This is a genomic window from Novosphingobium kaempferiae (assembly GCF_021227995.1).
GTDB lineage: Bacteria > Pseudomonadota > Alphaproteobacteria > Sphingomonadales > Sphingomonadaceae > Novosphingobium > Novosphingobium kaempferiae.
Window position 1 is genome coordinate 4,319,852 of the sequence record NZ_CP089301.1, and the last position, 15,425, is coordinate 4,335,276.

Consider the following 15,425-nt stretch of genomic DNA (forward strand, 5'->3'; position numbering starts at 1 on the left):
ACGACGCCCGCCAACAGGAGGACAAAACGATGACGCTCACCGCAACCGCCACCCCCGGAACGTCGCTGATCTCGCCCGACAACCACGCCCTCGTCCTGATCGACTTCCAGTCGCAGATGGCCTTCGCCACCAAGTCGATCTCCGCTGAATTGCTGCGCAACAATGCTGCGCTGATCTCGCGCGGCGCCAAGTCGTTCGACGTACCCACCGTGCTCACCACCGTCGCCGAGAAGAGCTTCTCCGGCCCGATGTTCGACGAGATCACCGACGCCTTCCCCGGCCAGCCCCTGCTCGACCGCACGTCGATGAACACCTGGGAAGACGAAGGCGTGATCGCGGAGATCAACCGCATCGGCAAGCAGCGCATCGTCTTCGCGGGCCTGTGGACCTCGGTCTGCATCGTCGGCCCGGTCGCCTCGGCCATCGAGCAGGGCTTCGAGGCCTATGTCATCACCGACGCCTGCGGCGACATCTCCGATGAAGCCCATGAGCGCGCGGTGCAGCGCATGATCCAGCTCGGCGCGGTGCCGATGACCTCGCTGCAGTACCTGCTCGAACTCCAGCGCGACTGGGCGCGTGCCGAAACCTACGACAGCACCACCGGCATCGCCAAGGTCTGGGGCGGCGCCTACGGCCTCGGCATCAAGTACGCCAAGACCATGTTCGGTGCGTCGGAAGGCGGTCACTGATATAGGTTCGGGACCGGCGCGTCGTTCGCACCCTCTCCCAACGCGGGCAGCGCCGGTTCCGTTACTGCCAAGTACCTCCCTGTCACCTCTCTGTGCTGTTCGGTGCCGTTCAGTACACCCCTAGGAGTTATCCATAATGGCTTACGTAACCACTTCTGACGGCGTCGAAATCTTCTACAAGGACTGGGGTCCGAAGGACGCGCAGCCGATCGTCTTCCACCACGGCTGGCCCCTTTCGTCGGATGACTGGGACACGCAGATGCTGTTCTTCCTGGCCAACGGATACCGCGTGATCGCCCACGACCGCCGCGGCCACGGCCGCTCCGCACAGGTCAGCGACGGGCACGACATGGCGCATTACGCGGCCGATGCGGCGGCGGTGATGGAGCACCTCGACCTGCGCAATGCCGTGCACATCGGCCACTCCACCGGCGGCGGCGAAGTGGCGGCCTATGTCGCCCGCTACGGCATCCCGCAGGGCCGCGTCGCCAAGGCCGTTCTGGTCAGCGCCGTGCCGCCTATCATGCTGAAAACGGAGCGTTATCCGGGCGGTCTGCCGATCGAGGTGTTCGACGGCCTGCGCTCCGCCCTCGCCGCCAACCGCGCCCAGTTCTTCCGCGATGTCGCCGCCGGTCCTTTCTACGGCTTCAACCGCGAAGGCGCCAAGGTGCTCGAACCGGTCATCGACAACTGGTGGCGTCAGGGCATGATGGGCAGCGCCAAGGCCCACTACGAGGGCATCAAGGCCTTCTCTGAAACCGACCAGACCGACGACCTGACCGCCATCACCGTGCCCACCCTCGTCCTCCACGGTGATGACGACCAGGTGGTGCCGTACAAGAACGCGGGCGTCCTCCAGGCCGAGATCCTGCCGAACGCGACCCTCAAGATCTACGAGGGCTTCCCGCACGGCATGCTCACCGTGAACGCCGACACCATCAACCCCGACCTGCTCGCCTTCGTGCGCAGCTGATCGACAACGCCGGGGAGACCAATGATGAAACCCTACCTTCTCTCGCTCGCCGCCGGACTGCTGGTGGGCATCGTCTACAGTCTCCTCGGCGTCCGTTCGCCCGCCCCGCCGACGATCGCGCTGATCGGCCTGCTGGGCATCCTGCTCGGCGAACAGATCATCCCGCTCGCCGGCAGGATCATTGCGAAGAAGGACGTCGCCGAGTTCGTCATGACCGAGTGTCGCGACCACGTTCTCGGCCGCCTTCCGGGCGATGACGCCGAAAAGCGCGACGCATGATTACCCGCCGCAACACCCTGCTGGGAGCGACGGCCATGTCGCTCCTTCCCTCTGCCCTCGCTGCCAGAGCGACCCGATCCAAGGAAAAGTCCGTGACCGACACCATCATCGTCAACGCCAAGATCACCACCCTCGACCGCGAAAATCCGCAGGCCGAAGCCGTGGCGATCCGCGACGGCAGGTTCCTCGCCGTGGGCAGCGAGCAGGAGGTCCGCGCGGCGGCTCCCGAGGCGACCGTGATCGACGCCAGGGGCCATCGCCTGATCCCGGGCCTAATCGACAGCCACATGCACATCATCCGCGGCGGCCTCAACTTCAACATGGAGCTGCGCTGGGACGGCGTGACCAGCCTGTCCGAAGCGATGGCAATGCTCAAGAAGCAGGTCGACAACACCCCCGCGCCGCAGTGGGTCCGCGTGGTCGGCGGCTTCACCGAGCACCAGTTCGCCGAAAAGCGCCTGCCGACGATCCAGGAACTCAACGCCGTCGCGCCCGACACGCCGGTGTTCATCCTGCACCTCTACGACCGCGCGCTGCTGAACGCCGCAGCGCTGCGGGTGGTGGGCTACACCAAGGACACCCCGAACCCTCCGGGCGGCGAGATCATTCGCGATAGCGCGGGCAATCCCACCGGTCTGCTGCTCGCCCAGCCCAACGCGACGATCCTCTATTCGACGCTGGCCAAGGGCCCCAAGCTGCCGCCCGAATACCAGCTCAATTCCACCCGTCACTTCATGCGCGAGGTCAACGCGCTGGGCGTGACCGGCGTGATCGACGCGGGCGGCGGCTTCCAGAACTATCCCGACGACTATGACATCATCGAGAAGCTGCACGCCGAAGACCAACTGACCGTGCGCATCAGCTACAACCTGTTCACCCAGAAGCCGAAGGAGGAACTGGCGGACTTCGCGGGCTGGGCCAAGCAGGTCACGCCGGGACAGGGCGACGACACCTATCGCCACAACGGCGCGGGCGAGATGCTCGTCTATTCCGCCGCCGATTTCGAGGATTTCCGCCAGCCCCGCCCCGACATGGCGCCGAGCATGGAAGGCGATCTCGAACCCGTCATCCGCCTGCTCGCCGAGAACCGCTGGCCCTGGCGTCTGCACGCCACCTATGACGAGACGATCGGCCGCGCCCTCGACGTCTACGAGAAGGTCAACAAGGACATCCCGCTGCAGGGCATCAACTGGTTCTTCGACCATGCCGAGACGATCAGCGACCGCAACATCGACCGCATCGCCGCGCTCGGCGGCGGCATCGCCGTGCAGCACCGCATGGCCTATCAGGGCGAATACTTCGTCGAACGCTATGGCGCCAAGGCCGCCGAACGCACCCCGCCGATCGCCCGCATGATCGCCGCCGGCATCCCGGTGGGCGCAGGCACCGACGCCACCCGCGTCGCCAGCTACAACCCGTGGGTCTCGCTCTCGTGGCTCGTCACCGGGCGCACCGTGGGCGGCCTTTCGCTCTATCGCGGCGACAACCGCGTCAGCCGCGAGAAGGCGCTGCGCATGTGGACTCACGAGAACACCTGGTTCTCCACCGAAGTGGGCAAGAAGGGCCAGATCAAGGCAGGCCAGCTGGCCGACCTCGCGCTCCTATCCGACGACTACTTCGCCGTGCCGGACAACGAGATCGTCCACATCCGCTCGATCCTGACGATGCTGGGCGGCAAGGTGGTCCATGGCGACGGCGACTTCGCCCCGCTCGCCCCGGAACTGCCGCGCCCGATGCCGGACTGGTCGCCGGTCGCGACGTTCGGTGGCTATTACCAGACGCCGGAAGCGAAGCAGAAGCTGGCCTCGGCCTGCGGCTGCGCGAGCAGCTGCGGCGTCCACGGCCACGACCATGCCGCCGCGCTGGGGGCGAACGTCCCCGCCGCCGATGTCCAGACGTTCTGGGGATCGCTCGGCTGCGGCTGCTGGGCCGTATAGGCCGAGGCATAAGTTTTCTAGAATATCGAACAGACCAGACGATTTTATTCGGATCGTTGGGAGTTCGATGAAGGCCTAAACCGTTCTGGACCAGCCGCTGACCTGAAGGCGGACTGGTTCCAGACGACGATGAAACTCGACCTCAAGGAGCCACCCGATGAAGCGCTTCACCTTCCTCATCGCAGCAGCCGTTCTCACGACAACGCCGGCCTTCGCAGCTGAAACCACGGATTATTCGGTCGGAGCGCAGTACGACACCACCCACGTCTATGTGCCGCAGGACCAGTTCGACACTTTCATCGCCAGCTTCGTGGCGACCTTCGGCGGCACCACCAGCAAGCAGGGCGAATTCCAGGTCACGCCGACGAAAAGCCTCACCAAGTCGCAGCTGGTGCTGACGCCTTCGGGCACCGTCTCGGTCTTCGGCTTCAAGACGCCGATCCCCTACCCCTTCGGCGACGAGCGCACCGGCTACCTCGTCACCGACATCGACGCGGCGGTGGCTTCAGCCGTCAAGCACGGAGCGGTGCGGCGGATCGCGACCTTCCCCGATCCGATCGGGCGCGATTCCGTGGTGCAGTGGCCGGGCGGCGTGAACATGCAGATCTACTGGCACACCGCCAAGCCCAACTACGCGCCGCTCGCCAGCGTGCCGGAGAACCGCGTCTACCTGACGCCCGACGCCGCCGACGCCTTCGTGAAGAGCTGGACCGGCTACGCGCACGGCAAGGTCACGTCCGACGACAAGGCCGCTTCGGGCGCCGAGATCGGTCAGCCCGGCAAGACCATCCGCCGCGTCGCCATCGAAAGCGGTTACGGCAGGATGGTGGTCTTCGTCTCCGACGGACAACTGCCTTGGCCCTATGGCCGCGACATGACCGGCTACGCGGTGAGCGACCTTGCCGCCACGCTGGCCAAAGCCACGACAGCCGGCGTCGAAACCCTCGTCGCGCCATTCACGACGGGACAGCGCCAGAGCGCCATCGTGCGCTTCCCCGGCGGCTACGTCGCCGAAATCCATCAGGGCGAGTGACATGACCAGCCTCCTTCGGATCGACCGCACGCCTTCCCTTGTCGGCAAGGTGCTGGACTTCACCCCCACCGGATTTCTCGCCCGCCTGCTGCTGGTCAGCGCCTATATCGTCGGCGGCGTGCACAAGCTGGGCGACTGGCCCGCAGCGGTGGCGGAGCAGGCCCACTTCGGCCTCACCCCTTCCGCCCTGTGGGCCGCGCTCACCATCGCCGTCGAAGTGATCGGCGCGTTCCTTGTTCTGGCGGGTCGCCTCGTCTGGCTGGGCGCGGGGATGCTGGGTGTCTTCACCTTCTTCGCGGCACTGGTGGCCAACGCCTTCTGGGCGATGCCCGAGGGGCCGGAGCGCTTCGGCGCCACGAACGCCTTCTTCGAGCACATGGGCCTCGTCGGCGGGTTCATCCTCGTCGCGATGCTGACGCGAAAGGGGAAGGACGGTGCGTGAGCGCGCCGTTCCCTCCCCCTCATCGTCATTGCGAGCGAAGCGAAGCAATCTCGCCCGGGATTGCTTCGCTTCGCTCGCAATGACGACGCTGGCGGCCCTCCTCCCCCAGACCGCGCTCGCCGCGCCCAAGGAGGCCTGGGAAGCGCCCACCCTTACCATCACGCGCTACGACGAAGACTGGTCCGACCTCGCCGACGCCGAGAAGCGCAGCCACCACTGGACCGGGCCGTTCAAATACATTCCGCTGGGCGACGACGCCTGGCTCTCCACCGGCATCGAACTGCGTGCCCGCAGCGAGAACTTCGACGACAACCTCTGGGGCGACGCCGATGCGCCCGACGACGGCTACCTCTGGCTGCGCGCCCTGCCCTATGCGGACCTCCACGTCCGCCGGTTCAGGGCTTTCGTGCAGCCCATCGCCGCAACCTCGCGCGGGGTCGCGCCATCACCCGGCCCGGTGGACGAGACGGGCGTGGATCTGTTGCAAGGCTTCGCCGAAGCGGACTTCGGCCCGGTGACCCTGCGCGCGGGGCGGCAGATGCTGTCGCTCGGCACCGAAAGGCTGATCGGCACCCGCTATGGCCCGAACGTACCGCTCGCCTTCGACGGCGTTCGCGCGAACGTGGCGGTCGGCGCCGCCAAGGTCAGCCTCTTCGCCGTGCGTCCCGTCCAGCCGGGCAAAGGCAGCTTCGACGACCGCACATCTTCGCAGAAGGCGCTGTGGGGCGGCTATGCGGCGATGCCGGAGCTTGATCTCTACTACCTCGGCTACCGCAACGACAGTGCCCGCTGGAGCGGACGCGAAGGCGGCGAGACGCGGCACAGCCTCGGCGCGCGCTGGCATGCCGTCCGCGGCGACTGGCACTGGAACGTCGAGGGCGTCTACCAGTTCGGCCACTTTGCCAAGGGATCAGGGGGCGGCGTGATCTCGGCCTGGACCGTGGGAACCGAGGTCGGCCACGCCTTCCCCGATCTGCCGCTCTCGCCCGATGTGACGCTGCGCGCGAACATGGTCAGCGGCGACCGTGATCCCGGCGACGGTCGGCTCGGCACGTTCAACGCGCTGTTTCCCAAGGGCAAGTACTTCGGCGAACTCTCTCCGGTCGGCCCCTATAACATCATGAACCTGCACCCGACCGTGGGACTGCAACTCGCGCCGACGGTCTCGGCCAGCGTGGCGGCAGCGGCCTATTGGCGGCAGTCGCGCCGTGACGGGATCTACGACATCCCCGGCAACCTGATCCGCGCACCCGGAGACAGCCGCGCCCGCTTCATCGGCAAGGAAGTCGAGGCGACCGTCGCGTGGCAGGCGACCGCCGAACTGGAACTGTCCGCGTCCATCTCGGCCTTCGCGCCTGGCGCCTTCATTCGCGCGACCGGAGCGGCCCGGACCATCCACATGCTCGGCCTCGAAAGCAATTTCCGGTTCTGACGTGCTTTTCGGATCCATCGAACGGATCGACAGACTTTATTCGGATAACCCGGCCAGACGCCGCACGATAGAACGAGGTCAGTCACTCAGGAGATCGCCCATGTCCGCCACTTCCACGCCCGCCCCGGCCAAGTCCTCCACCCTTCCGCGCCTGCTGCTGATCCTGTCCGCGACCACCGGCCTCGTCGATGCCGCCTCGGTGCTGGGACTCGGCAAGGTCTTCACGGCCAACATGACCGGTAACGTCGTGTTCCTCGGCTTTGCCGCTGCCGGGACGCCCGGGTTCAAGGTGCTGCCTTCGGTGCTGGCGCTGGTGGCGTTCATGGTCGGCGCTTGGGGAGCCGGCCATCTGGGTCGGGCCCATTCCGCCCGGCCGCTCGGTCGCTGGCTGATGTGGGCGGCCTTGGCCGAAGCCACGCTGCTGTGGATCGCCGCGCTGATCGCCCTCGGCATAGACGTCGCGGCTCAGGCGCCACAGGCGGGAGTGATGGCCGTCATCGCCCTCACCGGCTTCGCGATGGGCCTGCGCAATGCGACGGTGCGGCAACTCAAGGTGCCCGACCTGACGACGACGGTGCTGACCCTCACCATCACCGGCATCGCCGCCGACCATACCGGAGGCAGGACGCCCAACTTCGCGCGACGCTTCGGTTCCGTCGCCTCGATCTTCCTTGGCGCGGCAATCGGCGCGCTGCTGCTGATGCATGGCGGGCTGGCGCTGCCGCTGGCTCTGGCCGGGGCGCTCGTCCTCGGCGCGACGCTGCTGTTCCTGCGCGATCCCGCCGCTGCGACGCCGCGCGAGGCCTGAAACACGGCGCCCGGCGGCGCGGCGAAACATGCATAACAACGCTAGAAACATGCAGGACGCCCCGCCGCCGCCCCAGCCATGCTTCCCTCCTACACACGCTGAAAAATCGGCATGCACGGGAGAGACGCATCATGGCTGGGGTAGCCACATCAACTCACGCGCCCGCGATCGACGCAGGCATCGCCATGGAAGGCGACAAGATCGGCGGCAACTACGAATGGGTGGCCGTCACCCTCCTGAGCCTCGGCTTCGGACTGGTCGGCCTCGACCGCTGGATCATCGCGCCGCTGGCACCGCACATTCTCAAGGATCTGGGCTTCGGGCCTGACAAGTTCGGGCTGCTGATCGCCGTCCTCGGCATCACCTGGGGCATCGCGGCGGTCTTCCTCGGCAGCCTTTCCGACCGGATCGGGCGACGCAAGGTGCTGATCCCGTCGCTCATCTTCTTCTCGCTGGCATCGGGCATCTCCGGCCTCGCCGGAGGCTTCATGAGCCTGCTGATGATCCGCGGCATGATGGGTGTTGCCGAAGGCGCGTTCTGCCCGACCAGCTTCGCTGCGGTCGCCGAAGCCTCCAAGCCGTCGCGCATCGGCTTCAACCAGGGGTTGCAGCAGAGCATGTTCGCCCTGTTCGGCCTTGGCTTCGGCCCCTTCATCGCCACTTGGCTGCTGAGCTTCACCACCTGGCGCGGGGTGTTCCTGCTGGTGACGGTGCCCGGCCTCATCCTGAGCGCGCTCATCTGGATCTACATCCGCGACCGCAAGGCGCCGACGACCGGCACTGACGCCACCCGACAGCACGCCGAGCCGAGCGCCTCGATCGGACAGGTGCTCAAGGTCCGCAACGTGCGCATAGGCATGCTCGGCCTGCTGTGCGCGATGTGTGGCATCTTCACGCTGGCCGCCTTCGCCCCGCTCTACCTGACCGAGCACCTCCACCTCGATTCATGGGCAGCGGCATCGGCAGCTTCGGCCATCGGCTTCGGCGGCTTCGCGGGCCAGTGGGTTCTGCCGACGCTGTCGGACATCTTCGGCCGTCGTCCCATGGCGATCCTCGGCTTCCTCGGCGGCGCGATCTTCGTCTTCCTGTTCATCAACACCGGCGCGTCCACCCTGCCGCTGTTCGCCACGCTGTTCGGGGCGACGGTATGCAGCTTCGGGCTCCTCTCGCTGATCTCCGGCCCGATCGCGGCCGAATCCGCGCCGCAGGGCATGGTCTCGACCGCGGCGGGCCTCATCATCGGCGTCGGCGAAGTGTTCGGCGGCGGCCTCGCACTGGTAGTCGCGGGCTACCTGATCGCGACTTACGGCATCCAGTCGATGCTCTATCTCGCGCTTGGCGGCCTATCGGTCGGCGTGGTGCTCATGTTCTTCCTGCGGGAAACCGCCCCGCGCAAGCTGGCCGCGAAGAGCTGAGCCCACGATCACCGAAACAGAAAAAGGGGGAGCGGACGACAATCCGCTCCCCCTTTTTCTTGCGTGCAAGGATTCGTTCAGCGCGCGGAGGCGACCTGCCTGCCGAGCCCCGCCGCAGCCCTGACCAGAGGCGGCAGAACGTCCTGCCTGAGTTCGTCGAGGCTGCGCTCAAGCGCGTTTGTGCCCACGTTCAGTGCTGCTACGGTCACACCGGTCTCGTCCTTCACCGGCACCGCGATCGAGCGGAGGCCGATCTCCAGTTCCTGATCGACGATGGAGTACCCGTCCCGCAGCACGCCTTGCAGCACCCCCTCAAGCGCCGCCCTGTCCGGCACCGTGTTCGAGGTCAGACGGGGCAAGGGGTCGCCCGGAATGAGCCCGTCCCGCTCCTCCGGGGCTTTCGCGGCCAGCAGCACGCGGCCCATCGAGGTACACCAGGCGGGCAGCCGTGATCCGACGTGCAGGCCGATGGACATGATGCGGCTGCGCGAGGCACGCGCGACGTAGAGTATCTCCGCGCCCTCCAGCACGGCCAGCGAGCAGGATTCCTCCACCTCGTCGCGCAATCCCTCGAGGATCGGCTGCGCGAGGGCGGACAGGGAGCGGTCAGACAGGTACGCGTCCGCCAGTCGCAGAACGGCGGGCAGCACATGGAACTGCCGGTCCCGCCGGCCGACGTAGCCGAGTTCCGTCAGCGTATGCAGGCATCGCACGACTACGCCGCGCGGAAGGCCGGTATGGCCCGAGAGACTGGCGATGGACTGGCCCGAGCCCAGTTCCCTGAACGCTTCGAGCACATGCAGCCCCCGCGCGAGGGACTGCATGAAATCGGGATCCGATCCGCTCATTCGTGTACTTACCCCCGCTCTTCGACGGTCGGGGGCATGCCGCGCAGCGCGGTCGATGTCCAGAGCATCAGACGCGTTCGATGGCCAGTGCAAGCCCCTGACCCACGCCGATGCACATCGTCACCAGCGCACGACGCCCACCGGTCTTCTCGAGCGAATGCGCCGCCGTCAGCACGAGGCGCGCGCCGGACATGCCCAGCGGGTGCCCGAGCGCAATCGCGCCGCCGTTCGGATTCAGGCGCTCGTCCGAGGGATCGACGCCGAGGGCCCGCATCGAGGCGATGACCTGGCTGGCGAACGCCTCGTTGATCTCGATGAGGTCGAAGTCATTGATGCCGAGCCCCAGCCGCGCAAGCAGCTTTTTGCTGGCAGGCACGGGACCGATGCCCATCACGCGCGGCTCGACACCGGCGGTCGCCATGCCGAGGATGCGCGCGCGCGGCGTCAGGCCATGGGCCCTGGCCGCAGCTTCGGAAGCGATCAGCATCGCCGCCGCGCCGTCGTTCACCCCCGACGCGTTTCCGGCCGTCACGGTCCCGTCGGGGCGGACGATCGGCTTGAGCCCGGCCAGCGCGGCTGCGGTCGTTTCCGGACGCGGATGCTCATCCCTGTCGATGACGACATCGTCCTTTCGCCCCGCGATGGTCACCGGGACGATCTCCTCCGCGAAGTAGCCGGAGTCCTGCGCGGTCGCAGTGCGCTGCTGGCTCCTCAACGCGAACGCGTCCTGATCCTCTCGGCTGATACCGAAGTCCTGCGCGACGTTCTCGCCGGTTTCCGGCATCGAATCGACGCCATAGGCGGCCTTCATCGCCGGATTGACGAAGCGCCATCCGATCGTGGTGTCCTCGATCTTCGGGGTCCGCGACCATGCGCGGTCGGACTTGGCCATGACCAGCGGCGCCCGCGTCATGCTTTCCACGCCGCCTGCAATCGCAAGGTCGATCTGTCCGGCGACGATGGCCCGCGCGGCGCAGCCCACGGCATCCGCACCGCTGGCGCACAGACGGTTGATCGTGGTGCCGGGAACGTCGACCGGAAGCCCGGCCAGCAGCCCCGCCATGCGCGCGACGTTGCGGTTGTCCTCGCCCGCCTGATTGGCCGAGCCGAGGAACACTTCGTCGATCAGCGCGGGGTCAAGGCCGGGATTGCGCTGCAACAGCGCCCTGATCGGGATCGCGGCGAGGTCGTCCGCGCGCACCGGGGCAAGCGCACCGCCGAACCTGCCGATGGGGGTACGGACGGCATCGCAGATGAAAGCCTCCGCCATCACACCGCCTCCGCTTCGAAGGCCGAGACGTCGATAGCGGCGGAGGTCTTCGCGACGACCTCCTCGACCGTGATCCCCGGCGCCAGTTCAACGAGGGTCAGGCCCCCGGCCGCCTTGTCGCACGCCAGCACGCAAAGGTCGGTGACGATCAGATCGACGACCTTCTGCCCGGTCAACGGCAAGGTGCATTCCTCAAGGATCTTGGAGACGCCGTGCTTGTTGCAATGCTCCATCACGACGACGACGCGTTTGACCCCGGCGACGAGGTCCATCGCACCGCCCATGCCCTTCACCATCTTGCCCGGGATCGTCCAATTGGCGATGTCCCCGGTCGCCGAGACTTCCATGGCGCCCAGAACGGTAAGGTCGATGTGGCCGCCGCGGATCATCGCGAAGCTGTCCGCCGACGAGAAGAAGCTGGAGGTCGGCAACTGGGTGATCGTCTGCTTGCCCGCGTTGATGAGATCGGGATCGACCTCGTCCGGGAAGGGAAACGGGCCCATGCCGAGCATGCCGTTTTCCGACTGCAGCGTGACCTCGATCCCTTCGGGAACGTAGTTCGCCACGAGCGTCGGGATACCGATGCCCAGGTTCACGTAGTAGCCATCCTGCAGTTCACGCGCGGCGCGCGCGGCCATCTGGTCGCGGGTCCAGCCCTTGGTCGCGTCAGTCATCATGCACTCTCCCGCTCGCGCGTCGTCAACTTCTCGATGCGCTTTTCGTTGACAGTCGAAATCACGATCCGGTCGACGTAGATGCCGGGCGTGTGGATCGTGTCGGGATCGAAGGAGCCCGCCTCGACGATCTCTTCGACTTCGACCACCGTCACCTTTGCGGCGGTCGCCATGTTCGGATTGAAGTTCCGCGCGGTCTTGCGGAACATGAGGTTGCCCGCCGGATCCGCGCGCCACGCCTTGATGATCGCAAGGTCGGCGCGCAGCCACGTCTCGCGCACATAGGGCTTGCCCTCGAACTCCTCGACCGGCTTGCCTTCCGCGACCACCGTGCCGACGCCCGTGGCGGTGTAGAAGGCCGGGATCCCGGCGCCACCGGCGCGGATGCGCTCCGCCAGCGTCCCCTGCGGGTTCAGTTCCAGCTCAAGCTCGCCGGACAGGTACTGCTGTTCGAACAGCTTGTTCTCGCCGACGTAGGACGAGATCATCTTCTTCACCTGTCGGCTTTCCAGCAGCATCCAGAGCCCGAAGCCGTCCGCGCCGGCATTATTCGAGATCACGGTGAGATCCTTGACCCCCGCCGCCCTGATCTGCGGGATCAGGCTTTCGGGATTGCCGGAAAGCCCGAAGCCCCCCGACATGATGGTCATCCCGTCGAACAGGACGCCCGCAAGCGCGGCCTCGGGGCTTTCGAATATCTTGCTTGGCACTATCCGCCTCCATTGAACGATTATCGTGTATTGAGTATGTTTATCGTTCAACTTATAAGCAGGGCTTGAGGTCGTCAACTGAGTCGCGCAAGGCGGGACCAGTCGGCAGAAAAGCCGCAACGGCACCGCAGCGCCCGGGAGAGCGGAAATGCAAACACGTCCTGCAGACGCCTTTCAGGTGACGCAGACGCACGGAATCCTGATGCGGCCGGAGCACCGGATCGTGCAGTCGAGCGACGCGCTCGGCTGGCACTCGCTTTATGCCTCCCACCAGTTCGAGCGCCCCTACACCGCAAGGTTCGACGGTCGGGACGACCATCTGATAATCGTGCATCTCTCCGGCCCGGTCAGGGTCGAGCGCAGCCTGAGCGGTGAGCAGGACCAGCAGCGGATCGCTGCGGGCGGCCTGTTCGTGCTACCGCCCGACCGCGATTTCGGCGTGTCGCTTCTTGCCCCGCTGGAGACCGTCCACCTCTACGTGCGCCGCAGCCTGATCCGCGCGGCGGCGGAGGAACTGTGCAAGGGCGATCCCGACAAGGTGGAATTCCTGCCACGCCTCGGCGAGCGCGATCCGCTGATCGAGCAACTGGCGCGCATGGCCTGCGGCATGATGGCGGACAACCAGTCGGACTTCTTCGCGGATGGCGTGGCGCGCTTGCTGGCGGCCCAGATCGTGCGCCATCACTCGACCGGGCTGCAGGCCGAACTGCCACGCATCACCGGCCTCAGCCATCGCCAGATGGAAGCGGTGGACGACGTGATCCAGGAGCGGATGGAAGAATCGCTCAGCATCGACGATCTGGCCGAAGCGGCCGGGCTCAGCCCGATCCACTTCGCCCGGCAGTTCAAGCGCACCACCGGCAAGGCCCCGCACCAGTACCTTATCGAGAAGCGCGTGGCGCGGGCTCGCCATCTGCTGGCCGGGGACTTGTCGATCGCCGAAATCGCCTTCCGGTGCGGCTTCAGCCATCAGGAGCACCTGACGCGGCTGTTCGGGCGGCAACAGGGCACGACGCCCGCCGCATACCGCCGCGCGCTGCGCCTCTAGCGCTTGCGTACACGCCATTGAACAATCCGTAAACGGCACCGGGAGATTGCTCCCGGTGCCGTTTACGCGCGCCTGTACCTCGGCGATCCGCCACCTGAGCGCAGCTTGCGCCGAACCGATGACCCGCTCCAGAATCGTGCAGAACAACGCTGCCTTTGTGCAGGGCACCGGGCAGCCCACGGCCTAGATTTTCTCCACTCGAAGGAACCCCAAGGTTTCCGGAAAATCACGAGAGGAGCACCAAGATGGCCGATGTGGTCACCGAATTCGGATCGCTGACCGACTACCGCAAGGGCGGTGTCGAGATCATCGACGATGATCCGCGCAACTACGTTTTCTCCAACGTCTTCGAAGTCGCCGCAAATGCCGAGCCCTACGAGCGGATCGCCGTCGGCAAGAACTTCGAATACGTCATCGAGTCCGCCCGTGCCGAAGGTACGTCCGGCTGGTTCACCTGCGCGCATGACGAGTTCGTGCTGTGCATGGACGGCACCGTCGAAGTCCACCTCCTGAAGCTCGCCAACCCGGACGCCCACGTCGATCCGGAGAGCGAAGGCGCGGTCGCGCTTGCAGACGAGTTCCCGGAAGGCCGCAAGATGGGCCGCGCCGTGCTGGGCCGCGGCCACATGGCGCTCCTGCCCGTCGGCGCCGCGTACCGGTTCCACGCCGATACGCCGGCAGCCCTGCTGTTCCAGTCCATCGAAGGCGCCGTGACCGTCCAGAGGTGGGCGGAGATCTGCCAGACCGAAGCCGCCTGACGGCCCTTCCGTCCGCCATCACGACAACCGGCAATCCCGACAAACCGGAGAGATTTATCATGGCCATGACCGAGCTTCTCGATGCCGCCACGTCCGCCGAAGGCAGCACTGCCCGCACGGATACCGAGCATCTCGCGATCGACAACGCAACCGGATACCGCGCCTTCCGCGCAGGCGGTTTCACCTTCACCCGTGACGAGTACTTCGCCCGCCTGACCTGGCCCGGCGGATCGCACATCATTCCCATCGACGCATTCCTGCGCGCGATGATGCGCGACGTCGCCTGGGGCTTCTTCTACGGCGTGGTGAACTTCGACCACGTCTTCGGCACCATCAACCACTACGGCGAAGTCACGATGTTCGCCGGGCGCTTCAACGACGCCTACCGCAACGCCGGTCGCGACCACGAAGAGCGCTTCAAATCCAGCGCGCTGATGGCCGTGTTCAAGGACATCCTCTCCGACTGGACGGTCGAGGGCTACGATCCCTTCGCCGCCCCGATGGAAACCGGCCTGCCCTGGGGCGTCAAGAACGGCAACAACGACGAGGCGATCAGCCGCGAGCGCGTGACAGCACGCCGCATGGTCGGCCTTCCTGGCGACACCCCCGTCCGCACCGACGAGAACGGCTTCCCGGTCAACCGCCAGTTCGCCGACGTCGCGCAGGAACAGCCGCTGGTCGAGGCCGAACCCGGTTTCGAAGCGGAAGTCAGCGCTTACAACCTGTTCGGCTACCTCTCGCGCTCCGACGTGACGTGGAATCCCAGCGTCTGCTCAGTGCTCGGCGACAGCCTGTTCTGCCCGACCTCGGAAGAGTTCATCCTTCCGGTCGAGCACGGCAACGATCGTTGCGAATGGTTCCTCCAGCTTTCCGACGAGATCGTCTGGGACGTGAAGGACAAGGAATCCGGCAAGCCGCGCGCCCGCGTCACCGCTCGCGCGGGCGACATCTGCTGCATGCCCGCCGACATCCGCCACCAGGGCTATTCGACCAAGCGCTCCATGCTGCTCGTCTGGGAAAACGGCTCTCCGAAGATTCCGCAGATGATCGCGGACGGCACGGCGCCCGTGGTGCCGGTGACCTTCTGAGCATCGCGACAACAAAGAAAA

16 protein-coding genes are annotated in these 15,425 nt (G+C 66.3%); 12 read left to right on the top strand and 4 right to left on the bottom strand.

The genetic code is table 11. From position 1 onward, the window contains the following. Positions 1-29: 29 nt before the first annotated feature. The 9 genes from LO787_RS19645 to LO787_RS19685 all read left to right on the top strand — a co-directional run bounded on the left by LO787_RS19645 (position 30) and on the right by LO787_RS19685 (position 9,008). Positions 30-689: a hydrolase gene (locus LO787_RS19645; protein ID WP_232492672.1), complete on the top strand. Its 660-nt coding sequence runs from the start codon at positions 30-32 to the stop codon at positions 687-689. Positions 690-825: 136 nt separating this feature from the next. Further along, positions 826-1,662: an alpha/beta fold hydrolase gene (locus LO787_RS19650; protein WP_232492673.1), complete on the top strand. Its 837-nt coding sequence runs from the start codon at positions 826-828 to the stop codon at positions 1,660-1,662. A 24-nt stretch (positions 1,663-1,686) separates the two neighbouring features. After that, positions 1,687-1,941: a DUF1427 family protein gene (locus LO787_RS19655; protein WP_232496374.1), complete on the top strand. Its 255-nt coding sequence runs from the start codon at positions 1,687-1,689 to the stop codon at positions 1,939-1,941. A 92-nt stretch (positions 1,942-2,033) separates the two neighbouring features. Beyond that, the gene (locus LO787_RS19660) at positions 2,034-3,878 is read left to right on the top strand and encodes an amidohydrolase (RefSeq protein WP_232492674.1); all 1,845 of its coding nucleotides are present in this window, start codon (positions 2,034-2,036) and stop codon (positions 3,876-3,878) included. Between the two features lie 157 nt (positions 3,879-4,035). Beyond that, a complete protein-coding gene (locus tag LO787_RS19665) occupies positions 4,036-4,911 on the top strand; it encodes a glyoxalase (protein WP_232492675.1) in 876 nt (291 codons plus the stop codon). A gap of 1 nt (position 4,912) precedes the next feature. Further along, positions 4,913-5,353, top strand: a complete 441-nt coding sequence (locus LO787_RS19670) for a DoxX family protein (protein WP_232492676.1) — start codon at positions 4,913-4,915, stop codon at positions 5,351-5,353. Positions 5,354-5,432: 79 nt separating this feature from the next. Beyond that, positions 5,433-6,785 carry an alginate export family protein gene (locus LO787_RS19675; RefSeq protein WP_232492677.1) on the top strand — a complete coding sequence of 451 codons (1,353 nt, stop codon included), beginning with the start codon at positions 5,433-5,435 and terminating at the stop codon, positions 6,783-6,785. A gap of 100 nt (positions 6,786-6,885) precedes the next feature. After that, entirely contained in the window at positions 6,886-7,593 is a 708-nt protein-coding gene (locus LO787_RS19680) for a YoaK family protein (RefSeq protein WP_232492678.1), read from the top strand. Positions 7,594-7,724: 131 nt separating this feature from the next. Then, entirely contained in the window at positions 7,725-9,008 is a 1,284-nt protein-coding gene (locus tag LO787_RS19685) for an MFS transporter (protein WP_232492679.1), read from the top strand. 77 nt (positions 9,009-9,085) lie between these two features. On the opposite strand, the gene LO787_RS19690 is transcribed toward LO787_RS19685, so the two are convergent. From LO787_RS19690 to LO787_RS19705, 4 genes are all read right to left on the bottom strand, one after another. Further along, the gene (locus tag LO787_RS19690) at positions 9,086-9,856 is read right to left on the bottom strand and encodes an IclR family transcriptional regulator domain-containing protein (protein ID WP_232492680.1); all 771 of its coding nucleotides are present in this window, start codon (positions 9,854-9,856) and stop codon (positions 9,086-9,088) included. A 67-nt stretch (positions 9,857-9,923) separates the two neighbouring features. Beyond that, positions 9,924-11,126 (bottom strand): 3-oxoadipyl-CoA thiolase, encoded by a 1,203-nt coding sequence (pcaF, locus tag LO787_RS19695; RefSeq protein ID WP_232492681.1) that lies wholly within the window; start codon positions 11,124-11,126, stop codon positions 9,924-9,926. Beyond that, positions 11,126-11,803: a 3-oxoacid CoA-transferase subunit B gene (locus LO787_RS19700; protein WP_232492682.1), complete on the bottom strand. Its 678-nt coding sequence runs from the start codon at positions 11,801-11,803 to the stop codon at positions 11,126-11,128. The genes pcaF and LO787_RS19700 overlap by 1 nt, the downstream gene beginning before the upstream one ends. Further along, a complete protein-coding gene (locus tag LO787_RS19705; RefSeq protein WP_420847821.1) occupies positions 11,800-12,450 on the bottom strand; it encodes a CoA transferase subunit A in 651 nt (216 codons plus the stop codon). Before LO787_RS19705 ends, LO787_RS19700 begins: the two co-directional genes overlap by 4 nt. Positions 12,451-12,658: 208 nt before the next feature. Between LO787_RS19705 and LO787_RS19710 the strand changes: the two genes are divergently transcribed. The 3 genes from LO787_RS19710 to LO787_RS19720 all read left to right on the top strand — a co-directional run bounded on the left by LO787_RS19710 (position 12,659) and on the right by LO787_RS19720 (position 15,404). Continuing rightward, entirely contained in the window at positions 12,659-13,558 is a 900-nt protein-coding gene (locus LO787_RS19710) for a helix-turn-helix domain-containing protein (RefSeq protein ID WP_232492684.1), read from the top strand. Between the two features lie 245 nt (positions 13,559-13,803). Beyond that, entirely contained in the window at positions 13,804-14,316 is a 513-nt protein-coding gene (locus LO787_RS19715) for a cupin domain-containing protein (RefSeq protein WP_232492685.1), read from the top strand. A 59-nt stretch (positions 14,317-14,375) separates the two neighbouring features. Next, positions 14,376-15,404: a hydroxyquinol 1,2-dioxygenase gene (locus LO787_RS19720; protein WP_232492686.1), complete on the top strand. Its 1,029-nt coding sequence runs from the start codon at positions 14,376-14,378 to the stop codon at positions 15,402-15,404. Positions 15,405-15,425: the final 21 nt, after the last annotated feature.